This is a genomic window from Achromobacter sp. ACM01 (assembly GCF_014851745.1).
Classification (GTDB): Bacteria; Pseudomonadota; Gammaproteobacteria; order Burkholderiales; family Burkholderiaceae_B; genus Achromobacter; species Achromobacter aegrifaciens.
In genome coordinates this window covers 272,835-282,321 of the sequence record NZ_JACVAF010000006.1, presented here as the reverse complement: position 1 = coordinate 282,321, position 9,487 = coordinate 272,835, and the positions used below count along the sequence as shown (strand labels likewise).

Genomic DNA, 9,487 nt, shown 5'->3' with positions numbered 1-9,487 from the left:
TGCTCGGCAACGTGACCGGAGCCGTGGGCGGCGCAACCGGCGGCGCCAATGGCGGACTGCTGGCGCCGGTGACGGGCCTGCTCGGCAACGTGACCGGAGCCGTGGGCGGCGCAACCGGCGGCGCCAACGGCGGACTGCTGGCGCCGGTGACGGGCCTGCTCGGCAACGTGACCGGGGCCGTGGGCGGTGCAACCGGCGGCGCCAATGGCGGAGCGTTGGCGCCGGTGACGGGCCTGCTCGGCGGAGTGACCGGAGCGGTGGCTGGCACGGCCGGCGGGGCTGCGGCGGGCGCGGGCGCCTCGGCCGGCACGAACGGCGGCGGCCTGCTGGGCGGGCTGGTCGGAGGCGTAAACGTCGCGGCCGGCGCCGGGGCCGGCGCGGGCGCTGCCGCAGGCGCACCCGCCGGTTCGGGAGGATCGGGCGGCACGAGCGGCGGCGCGGCCAACGGCGGACTGCTCGGTGGTTTGCTGGGCGGGGTGACGGGCAGCCTGACGGGCGGCACGGCGGCGGGCGGGTCTTCCGGCGGGACCGCCAACGGCGGCCTGCTGGGCGGACTGCTCGGCGGCCTGGCCGGCAAGAAGTAATCCATCGCAACCGCCAGGAACCCACATCATGCTGCAACAACAGACCTACTTTCACCACGAGCATGTGACCGGCATGGCTGAATCAGCAGTAAGCAACCGGCGGTCCGGCATGCTGGACGAAATCGTCCTGCTGCTGGGCCGGCAGTTCGCCGCCTACAACGCGGCATGCCAGTCGGCCCTGGCGGAGAAGCTGGGCATTCCCCTGGCGGATCTGAAGGCGCTGGAGCTGGTCATGGAGTTCGATGCGCTTCCAACCGGCCATCTGGCTCAGTTGATGGGCATCAGCTCCGGCGGCGCGACCGCCTTGATCAACCGGCTGGAGGCGGCCGGTTATGTCCAGCGCGGCCGCCACCCGCTGGACCGCCGGATGATCGTGATCCGGCCGGTCGAGGAATCGTGCCAGGCGCTGGCGCAGGAACGGCAGTGGATCGCCGAGGCCATCGCCACGACGGCGCGCGGGTATGACACCGCGGAACTTGAGGCAGTGCATGCGTTCCTGACGCGTTGCGGCCGCAGCCTGAAGCGCGACACCCTGGCCTGGCTGGAGACAGGCAGCGCGCATCAGGCCGGGTAGCAAGACGGCGGGGGCCTCCGCCCCCGCTGCTTCGAACGCCCGATCAGGCCGCTTCGCGCGGCCCGAAGTGCAGGCGCGGCACCGCGGCCAGCAACCTGCGCGTCATGTCCTGGCGCGGTTCGTGCAGAACCGCATCGGCCTGTCCCAATTCGATGATGCGCCCGCCGTCCATGACGGCGATGCGGTCCGCCAGATATTCGACCACGCCGAAGTTGTGCGTGATGAACAGGTAGGCGATGCCCAACTCTGCTTGCAGCTCGCGCAGCAGGTCCAGGATCTGGGCCTGCACGGAAACGTCCAGCGCCGATGTGGGCTCATCGCAGATCAACACTTTGGGCTCGACCGCCAGCGCCCGCGCAATGGCGATCCGTTGACGCTGGCCGCCCGAGAATTCATGCGGATAGCGCGCCAGGGTATTGGACGGCAGGCCCACACGCTCTATCAGCCTTGCGGCGTGCGTGCGGCGCGATTCCTTGTCCATGCCGCTGCGCAGGGACGCCAGCCCCTCATCCAGGATGTCGCCCACCCGCATGCGCGGGTCGAGCGAGGCATAGGGATCCTGGAACACGATCTGGATGTCCTGCCTCAGGCGCTGCAGCGTGCGCCGGTCCGCGGACAGCACGTCCTGCCCTTGCAGCATGGCCCGGCCTGAAACGCGCGCGCCGTCGATCAGGCGCAGCAGCGCCTTGCCCGTGGTGGTCTTGCCGCAGCCGGACTCGCCCAGCAAGGCCAGCGTCTCGCCCGCCTTCAGGGTGAAGGTCACGCCATCCACGGCCTTGACCCAGCTTGCGATGCGCCGCAGCGGCCCCTTGCGCACGGGGTAATGGACCTTCAGGTCCTGCACGTCCAGCACCACTGCCGCTTCGCCCGCCTGGGCGCTGGCGGCCAGCCGGGCCTCGTCGCGCGCCATGGCCTCGCGGCCGCTTGCCGTGAGCGGCGTGCCGCGCTTTTCAAACGTGGGGATCGCTTCGAACAACTGCCGCGCATAGGGATGTTTGGGTGCGCGGAAGAATTCCTCGGCGTCGGCGCTTTCAACGATCTCGCCGCCGCGCATCAGCGCCACATGATGGGCGACGTTCTTCACCACCGCGAGGTCGTGGGTGATCAGCAGCACCGCCATGCCCATTTCCCGCTGGATGTCGGCCAGCAGGTCCAGCACCTGCGCCTGCACCGTCACGTCCAGCGCGGTGGTGGGCTCGTCGGCGATGAGCAGCACAGGCTCGGCCGCCAGCGCGATGGCGATCATGACGCGCTGCTTCTGGCCGCCCGAGAACTGGAAGGGATAGTCGTCGATGCGCCGCTCGGGCTCCGGGATGCCTACCCGCCGCAGCCAGTCCACGGCTCGGGCGCGCGCCGCCGCGCCACGCAAGGGAGTATGGGCGATCAGCGTTTCGATGATCTGGTCGCCCACCCGCATGACCGGGTTCAGGCTGGTGGACGGCTCCTGGAAGATGATGCCGATGCGCCCGCCGCGCACGCCGCGCATGGCGCTTTCCGGCAGGCGGTTGAGGTCTTCTCCGTCCAGGTCGATCTGTCCGCCCACGATGCGGCCGGCGTCGGGCAGCAGGCGCAGGAGCGCCAGCGCCGTCATGCTCTTGCCGCACCCCGATTCGCCGACCAGCGCAAAGGTCTGGCGCCTGGAGATCGCCAGCTGCAGGCGCTTGACCGCATGCGTCATGCCGCTTTCGCCGGCGATATCGACGTCCAGGCCGTGCACTTCAAGCAAGGGAGCCTGGCTCATGGCGCATCTCCCGGACGGGACTGGCGCGTATCGGTCGCCAGGGCCGTACGCGGTGCGCGGCCGAACAGGCCGAACCGCGCCATGCGGCCAGGCTTGTAGCGGCGCGTACGCGGATCGAAGGCATCGCGCACCGCGTCGGCGAACAGGTTGGCGGCCAGCACCAGCGCCAGCATGAACAGGAATGCGGTCAAGAGGTTCCACCAGATCATCGGGTCTCGGGACATTTCCAGACGGGCGCCATCGATCATGGAGCCGAAGGAGTTCATGCTGGGATCCACGCCTATGCCCAGATAGGACAGCACCGCCTCGTACAGGACCAGGCCGGAAAATTCCAGCACCACGGTAATCAGGACCAGATGCGCCACATTGGGCAGCAGATGGCGGGTCATGATGCGCCAGTGCGAGACACCGAAGGCCCGCGCCGCCTGCACGTATTCCAGCTCGCGCAGCTTGAGGGTTTCGGCGCGCAGCAGGCGGCACAGCCCGGCCCAGCCCGTGAAACCCAGGATCATGCAGAGCAGGAACAGCCGCAGGTCGGCGCGCGCGGCCGAGGTGTCGAACAGGTCGGCGTGATTGTCGATGTACACCTGCATCATCAACGCGCAGGCGGCCACGAGCAGCACGCCTGGAATCGAGGTGATGGTGGTGTAGAGATACTGGATGCCGTCGTCGACCTTGCCCTTGAAATAACCGGCGGCGATGCCGAAGACGATGGCCGGCGGCAGCATGGCTATGGTGGTGAGGCTGCCGATGACCAGCGCGGTGCGGATGCTCTTGAGCGCCTGCCACAACACGTCGTTGCCGATGCGGTCGGTGCCCAGCGCGTGATAGCCGCTGGACAGGCCGGCCAGGGCGCCCGCCGTCAGGCACAGCAGCGTGAAGGTGACGGCCATGGCGCGCCAGGGCACGTCCGAAGCCGCCTCCTCGGCGGCCCTTGCGGCGCGCCGCCTGGCCAAGCCCGCATACATCAGCCCGATCACGACGGCGGACACCGCAAGCCCTGCGGCCAGGCCCAGCCCTAGCCGCTTGGCGACATCGCCCAGGTGGTCGCGATCGGCGTCCTCCAGATGCACGCCCGCCCCTCGCAGCCGGGGAAAGTCGCGCACCGGCTTGTCGTTGACGAGCATGGTTTCCTTGGTGAACTGCCGTATCGCCAAGGGCTCGGAATAGGTTTTTTCCGGCGTCGTCAGCACCGAGCCGGTGAGCAGCCCGTCCAGCGCCGAGCGCACCGCGGGCGCATAGGCCGGCGGTGCGTCGGCGGCCGCGCCGGGGGCCGGCGGCAGCAGCGGCCGGTAATGCACCGAGTCCAGCAGACCCACCACCACGAACGCGGCCAGAATCACCGCCGAGCACATGGCGGGCGTGTCGCGCGCCACGCGCGCCCAGGTCGCGCGCAGGTTCGGGCTGCGCCGCACATGCCAGACATAGGCCAGCGCGCCCAGCACCATGAGCCACAGCGCGATATCGGTCCAGAGGAAGACGAACTTGGGCATGGCGGCTACTCGAATCGGACGCGGGGGTCGGCCAGCGTGTAGGAAATGTCGGCCAGGATCAGCCCCACGATATAGAGGGCGGCGCCCAGGAACACCATGGCGCGCACGATGGAGAAGTCCTGCGCGTTGATGGCGTCGATGGTGTAGCTGCCCAGGCCGGGAATGCCGAAGAAGGACTCCGCGATCAGGCTGCCCATGAAGAGCAGCGGCAGCGCGGCCACCGTGCTGGTCAGGATGGGCAGCATGGCGTTGCGCAGCACGTGCCGGAACAGCACGATGCGTTCAGCCAGGCCCTTGGAGCGCGCGGTGCGCACATAGTCCTTGCCGATCTCCTCCAGGAACAGGGTGCGGTAGAAGCGCGCCTCCGGACCCAGCCGCGACACGATCGCGACCAGTACCGGCAGCGCCAGGAACTTGACCACGTCCAGCCCGCCCGAAAAGCCCGAGAACGGCACCAGCCGCAGCAGCTTCGCAAAGACCCATTGGCCGGCGATGATGTAGAACAGGCTGGAGATGGACAGCAGCAGCACGCAGACCACCACGCCCCAGAAATCGAGCCGCGTGGCGCGGAAATACACCAGCGTCAGGGAAAAGACAACGCTGACGAAGAGTCCCAGGAAAAACGTAGGCACCGCCAGCGCCAGGCTGGGGCCCATGCGCGTCTTGATCTCGCGGCCGATGTCGCGTCCGCCGTCGGACGCGCCGAAGTCCATGACCAGCAAGGGCACCGAACGCTGGTAGAACACCGTGTCGGTCAGCTGCGCCGCGCCTTGCGCCTTGGCGTTGAAGAACAGCGGTTTGTCGTAGCCGCGCTCGACCTTCCATTTCTCCACGGCTTCCTGGTTGGCGCGCTGCCCGCCGATGGCCAGCCGCGCCATGTCGTCGGGCGTGTTCACAGCGAAGAACAGGATGAAGGTGAAAAGATTCACGCCGATCAGGATCAGCACGCCGTACAGCAACCGGCGGATCACGTAGCCGATCATGATTGATGCTCCTTGCCCAGGGCCGGCGCGAATGCCGTCTGCCGTTCACGCCGCTTCAGCGCCACATACGACGGCCATATCGCCAGCGCCAGCAACAGCGCGAACAGGCCTATGGGCCACCACCTCGGATAGTTCCACTCGTCGATCTTCTGCTGCCGCAGGACCGGGTCTATCTTCATGTACTGCAGCGTATTGCGTACCATCTGGGTCGGCTTGGCATTGCCGACCCATTGCTGGTAGGCGCCGCCCGACATCGGAAAATAGCCGAACATCCAGGGCGCGTCGCGCTGCACGATGGCGGTCATCTTGGCGATGAGCTGTTCCTTTTCAGGGCCATCGTCCAGGAACTTCATCTGCTCGAAGAGGCGGTCGTATTCGGGGCTGGCGTAGTTGGCCGCGTTCTCGCCGCCGCCCTTGGCCTTGGCGTTGGGACCGTACAGCAGGAACAGGAAGTTCTCGGCGTCGGGATAGTCGGCGTTCCAGCCCCACAGGAAGATCTGCGCGGACCCGCGCATCATCTTGTCCTGGAAGCGGTTGTAGTCGGTGGCGCGCACGTCCAGTTGCACGCCGATCTTGGCCATCTGGCGCCGCATCCAGTCGAACTGCGGATTGGAGCCGCCGCCCTGCATCGAGTCGTAATAGAGCACCAGCGGCGCGCCGGTCTTGGCGTTGCGGCCGTCTGGGTAGCCGGCTTCGGCCAGCAGGCGGCGGGCCACGTCCACGGACTTGCGCACGGGCTTGCCGTCGACCAGGTTGTAGACCACCGGGTTCACGCCCTCGGGCGGTTCGCGGTAGCCGAGCACGCCCGGCGGCACCGGGCCGTAGGCCACTGAAGCCTGGCTGTTTTCGAACACCGCGACGTACTCTTCCCAGTCGAAGGCGATGCTGATGGCCTGGCGCAGCTTGCGGTTCCGTTCTTCCTGCTCCGGCGTGTCGCCCTTGCCCACCACCGGGTCCAGCCAGTTGAAGCCCATGTACCAGTTGGCGGTCTCGACGGTCGTGGGCAGCTTGATGCCGTGTTCGTTGTACAGGCGCGCCTTGTCCTGGCTGTCGCCGGCCGCGACCAGCATGGCCACGCCGTACTCGCCGCGCTCGATCTGCGGCACGTCGTAATAGCCCTGCAGGAACTTGCCGGTCAGCGGGATGGCTTCCTTTTCAACGCTGAATTCCGCGCGGTCGATGAAGGGCGTGGGCTTGCCGCAGTCGGCCAGCAGCCCCGCGGCCGCGTCGCCGGGCTCGCCTTCGCAGGGATAGGGTTCGCCGTGGAAGTTGGGGTTGCGGCCCAGCACGTGGCGGCGGTTCTGCAGCGACTCCACCAGCATGTAGGGGCCGGTGCCGACTGGCCAGGTATTGAACGACAGGTCGTGCGCCGCCATGCCGGGCTGGCTGTAGAAGCGGTCCGCTTCCCAGGGGATGGGCGCGGTGAAGGTCATGGCCAGCCAGTACTTGAACTGCGGGTACTTGCCGTTCACGCGGATGCGCAGCGTGTGCGGATCCAGCGCCTGCACGCCCGTAAAGCCGTCGGCCTCGCGCAGGTCCAGCCAGGGCGCACCGGCACCGCCCGGCATGTCTTGCCGCAGCGCCTGGTCGCGCTGGCGCAGCCGGTCCGCATACTCCTTCAGGCCCGTCACGTGCTCGGTCATGAGGCTGGAGATCGGCGACACCACGCGCGGGCTGACCAGGCGCCGGAACGCGTAGACGTAATCGTCGGCCGTCAGTTCGCGCGTGCCGGTGCGCGGGAAATCGGGAATGTAGAACTTGTCGTCCAGTTCGCCCGGCGCCAGCGGAAAGTAGTCGTAGCTGCCATCGGTCTTGCGGGCGAATGCCGGGTGCGGCGCGTAGCGCGCCCCCGGCCGGATCTTGATGTCGTAGATGCTTTGCGCGATCTGCTCGCCGGGCGCGTCGGCGGGCAGCGTATTGCCCTGCGCATCCAGGTAGACGGGCGGGTCGATCGACGCCGCCGCGCGCGGCACCAGCTCGTAGGGCCGCTTCAGGTAGTGGTAGCCGTACAGCGTCTCATAGATGTTGTACGTATAAGGGGTCTCGTCGCCGGAATAAGAGCTGGCCGGATCCAGGTACTTCGGAGATCGCTTGACGAAGGCGGAAAATAGCGTGTTCTGGCTTTCGGCGCCGGACGGATAGGGGCTGTTGATGGGGCTTTCTTGCGAGCAGCCCGCCAACGCCAGCGACAGCAGCATGGCCGCCGCCCAGAGCCGCTTCAATGCACGCATGGAAACCTTCCCTTCGAATCGTTGCGACAGAGGATAGCAAACACGGGCCGAGGACCATACCCAGGCATCCCCCAGGGCTGGCGGCGCTCGGGCGCGGCGTTCCGGGCCGGCCCGCGCGGGTTCAGCCGCACTGGCGCTGCCGCCAGCAGTCGTAGCGCCACTTCCAGGGTTGCATGGCGCCGGGCTGCGCCCACAGGCCGCGCCCGGCCGCCTTGGCCTGGCGCTGCAGGTCCGGCATGGCCTTGTCGCGCAGGTAGTCGCCCTGGCGCGCCGTATAGGCCCAGGCGTAGCCGGCCTCCACCTGCAGTCGGTTGGCCGAACGGCCGTCATCCAGGATCAGGGCGCAGACTTCCCGGCCGTACTGGTCCTTCTCGTAGCATTGCGCGCTTAGCGTCTTGCCCGCGACCAGGCCGGCCAGGTTCTTGCGCGCGGCCTCGGCATAGGGTTGCCCGGGCTGGTCGGACCCGTGGCCCTCTTCGGGCGCATCGATGCTGTCCATGCGGATGCGGTGCTGACCGTCGGACGCGCGCAGCGTCACGGTGTCGCCGTCGGCCACGTTGACGATCATGCCGGTAAGCGTATAGCTGCCCTGCGGAATGCCGCCAGCCAGCGTCGCGCCGGGCCGGCCCTGGGCTGAAGGCGCCGGCCGTTCAGCCCGGTCCTGCCCCTCTCTTCCCGAAGGCTGCAGCCAGTTGACGATGGCGCCTGCCGCCGCAAGGATCACGGCGACGATCAGGGCGGTCAGCTTGCTGCCGCCGCGTAAAGGGGATTTGCCACGCACCAGCCAGGCTCCAGGAAGGAAAACGCAGGCAGTTTGCCATAAAGGCGAGGCGTGGAGTCGCCCGCTACAGCCACCCCGACTTGCGGAAGCGCCAATACAGGACCGAACAGATCGACACGATGACGCCCAGCGTGATCGGATAGCCCCAGGGCGATTTCAGTTCGGGCATGAATTCAAAGTTCATGCCGTAGATGCCGGCAATGGCCGTGGGCACCGCCAGGATGGCGGCCCAGGACGCCAGCTTGCGGGTGGTGTCGTTCTGCGCGGCCTGGCCTATCATCAGGCTGGCTTCAAAGGCGAAGGCCAGGGATTCGCGCAGCGAGTTGAAAAGTTCATCCACGCGCAGCACGCGGTCGGCGACCTCGCCGAAATACGGACGGGCATGCTCGTCCACCGCGGACATCTCGACCCGCGCCAGGCGTCGGCAGATTTCGGCCAGCGGCGACACCACGGTATGGATGCGCAGCAGGTCGCGGCGCTGCCGGTACAGCCTGCGGATGTCCGAGTCCTTGGCGCCTCGGATCAGCAGCTTCTGTTCGGCGCCTTCGACCACGGATTCGATCTTGCCGGCGGCCGCGACATAGCGATCCACCAGCCAGTCCAGCAGTTCGGAAGCCACATAATCGCTGCCGCGCTTGAGCAGGTCGGGCGAGGCTTCCAGCCGTTCGCGCAAGGGGCTATGGCCGGCGGTGGCGCCGCGCCGCACCGTGACCAAAAAGCCATCGCCGATCAGGAACTGGGTCTCGCCGAAGATGGGGCGCTCGGCCTCGACCTCGACCGTGATGGCGACGATGAGGATCATGTTGCCGTAGTCGATGATCTTCGGCCGCCGGTGGGATTCCAGCATTTCTTCCTGGTTCTTGTCGCAGGCGCCGAGTTCGCTGGCGACCTTCGCCAGCACTTCCGGGCGCGGATTGCGCAGGCCGATCCACAGCATGCCGTGGTCCTGGCTGACGTACTGGGCGACTTCGTCGATGGGAACCTCGCGTTCCCGCCGTCCGTTCACATAGGCGATCGATGCGACGACCTCTCGTTTCGAGTCGTCGGCGGTATGTTCTTCAGTAGACATAAACACCCTTTTGCAATGCGATCCCTGCCGG

The 9,487-nt window shown here is 67.5% G+C and carries 7 protein-coding genes and 1 pseudogene; 2 read left to right on the top strand and 6 right to left on the bottom strand.

Features of this window, described 5'->3' with window-relative positions:
• Both IB268_RS26215 and IB268_RS26210 read left to right on the top strand, forming a co-directional pair.
• A pseudogene (locus IB268_RS26215) lies at nucleotides 1-584 on the top strand (hypothetical protein); the annotation flags it as partial.
• A gap of 28 nt (nucleotides 585-612) precedes the next feature.
• On the top strand, nucleotides 613-1,158 hold the full coding sequence (locus IB268_RS26210; RefSeq protein WP_054453029.1) for a MarR family winged helix-turn-helix transcriptional regulator: 546 nt from the start codon (nucleotides 613-615) through the stop codon (nucleotides 1,156-1,158).
• Nucleotides 1,159-1,201: 43 nt separating this feature from the next.
• Here the strand turns inward: IB268_RS26210 and IB268_RS26205 are convergent, their stop codons facing one another.
• The 6 genes from IB268_RS26205 to IB268_RS26180 form a co-directional block, all read right to left on the bottom strand.
• Nucleotides 1,202-2,899: an ABC transporter ATP-binding protein gene (locus IB268_RS26205; protein WP_054453030.1), complete on the bottom strand. Its 1,698-nt coding sequence runs from the start codon at nucleotides 2,897-2,899 to the stop codon at nucleotides 1,202-1,204.
• Nucleotides 2,896-4,392 (bottom strand): ABC transporter permease, encoded by a 1,497-nt coding sequence (locus IB268_RS26200; protein WP_054453032.1) that lies wholly within the window; start codon nucleotides 4,390-4,392, stop codon nucleotides 2,896-2,898. Before IB268_RS26200 ends, IB268_RS26205 begins: the two co-directional genes overlap by 4 nt.
• 5 nt (nucleotides 4,393-4,397) lie before the next feature.
• Nucleotides 4,398-5,375, bottom strand: a complete 978-nt coding sequence (locus IB268_RS26195) for an ABC transporter permease (protein WP_192355017.1) — start codon at nucleotides 5,373-5,375, stop codon at nucleotides 4,398-4,400.
• The gene (locus IB268_RS26190; RefSeq protein WP_119450021.1) at nucleotides 5,372-7,606 is read right to left on the bottom strand and encodes an ABC transporter substrate-binding protein; all 2,235 of its coding nucleotides are present in this window, start codon (nucleotides 7,604-7,606) and stop codon (nucleotides 5,372-5,374) included. Before IB268_RS26190 ends, IB268_RS26195 begins: the two co-directional genes overlap by 4 nt.
• A gap of 121 nt (nucleotides 7,607-7,727) precedes the next feature.
• On the bottom strand, nucleotides 7,728-8,390 hold the full coding sequence (locus tag IB268_RS26185; RefSeq protein ID WP_054453038.1) for a thermonuclease family protein: 663 nt from the start codon (nucleotides 8,388-8,390) through the stop codon (nucleotides 7,728-7,730).
• Between the two features lie 61 nt (nucleotides 8,391-8,451).
• Nucleotides 8,452-9,456 carry a magnesium and cobalt transport protein CorA gene (locus IB268_RS26180; RefSeq protein WP_054453040.1) on the bottom strand — a complete coding sequence of 335 codons (1,005 nt, stop codon included), beginning with the start codon at nucleotides 9,454-9,456 and terminating at the stop codon, nucleotides 8,452-8,454.
• Nucleotides 9,457-9,487 lie beyond the last annotated feature (31 nt).